The sequence below is a fragment of the Acetivibrio straminisolvens JCM 21531 genome (assembly GCF_000521465.1).
Lineage (GTDB): Bacteria > Bacillota > Clostridia > Acetivibrionales > Acetivibrionaceae > Hungateiclostridium > Hungateiclostridium straminisolvens.
In genome coordinates, this window is record NZ_BAVR01000152.1 from 1 (window position 1) to 1,421 (window position 1,421).

1 protein-coding gene and 1 pseudogene are annotated in these 1,421 nt (G+C 37.1%); both read right to left on the reverse strand.

Annotated elements, in window-relative coordinates:
• A partial coding sequence (locus JCM21531_RS17195; protein ID WP_038291655.1) for a TadE/TadG family type IV pilus assembly protein occupies positions 1 to 634 on the reverse strand: 634 nt, incomplete at its 3' end.
• A 77-nt stretch (positions 635 to 711) separates the two neighbouring features.
• Positions 712 to 1,421: pseudogene (locus tag JCM21531_RS17200) on the reverse strand (hypothetical protein); the annotation flags it as partial.

Here is a 1,421-nt window from a genome sequence, read left to right on the forward strand (position 1 = left end):
CTAAAGGGTCTTGTCCTTCTTTAACTACAATGTAAGCACCCGGTCCGCCCTTACTGTTGAAAATCCTTTCATCAATGTATTTTCTCATAAATAGCTTAATTATCGGTTCGGATAATTCAGACTTAATTTTCTCAAAACCTGCACTGAAAAACAAAGAGGCAACACTGATGAATTCTTTCCTGGGATTTTCCTTTACTTCGCCAAAAACGTCCTTAACAACGCCCACTGAAATTTTGCCTTCTTCATACAATTCCTTTAACCTGTCTATTTGAGTCGAATCGCCCGCTGCCAATCCTTTAAATGACTCTATACTCTCCTGCGAAATATTTCCCAATGCGTCAAAAGCCTCCAAAACTTGCTTTGTATGATCCGATGCAGTTGTTCCATATTCCTCAGTTGTTTCTGTAATAGCATCATTCACCTCACGAAGGCCGGAAATTGAATAAAGATAGCTGTAGGTTGCAACTTCATTTGCCGCACCGTTTATTGCATACTGAACATTATTATGTATGTACACAACCTTCATGAAAAAGGCTATGGATAAAAACACACACATAAACAGGGGCAATGAAATTGCAGCCTCTACAGTTAACGACCCATCTCTCTTTTTAAGCAGTTCTTTAAAAATATTCATACCTTCACCTTGCTCTTGCTATTTAATACAGGCTCGTCCAATACGTCATCTTACTGTTCTCAAACTTTTGGCAATAATTAGCTTATGTCATCATATATTGAACCTTTTACTGTAACTATTATATTATCTAAAACTACACCCTTCAATGTATCATTTATTGCTTTGCAGTCCACTCCGGACATTTTACCCAAGTTTATGTTGTCCAGCCAAACTCTGATATAGTATTCACCGTCAGGCATCTTGGGATGAGTGTAAAATTTATTATTACCTCCGTTTACTACAATTTCAACCTTTGTTGTTTCGGTTATTTCATATACCTTCTGCTTCCCGGCAACATATTCTCGATATTTATATTTCGTATAACTGTCCAGACTTCCGGACAACGAATAACCTTCCATAGACATTTTCCAAAAGTCATGGCTTTTGTTTTCATTTTCATTTTCGTAGGGTTTATCAGAATAGTAAACTACTTCATTTGGTGTATTTTTATATTCAGTAGTGGTTACACGTATCAGTTCCTTGCTGCCAATACCCTTGTTGTTTTTTGCAGTCAATATTCCCGGAGTTTTGTACGATCCATTTGCAATGTTCACGGGCTGGTTGTTGCCATCAATATATATCAAGTTTGATTCATATCTAAAGGAGTTAATTAATGCATTTACCAGCTCCTCATGCTCTTTTGTCTTACCCTGGCTGGTCTTGTAGTTAACGGTTGTAATCTCAAAAGTATATTTACCCGCCGGATTAAAGTAGTAGCCCGATTTTATGGGAAAGTCGTAATCTTTTA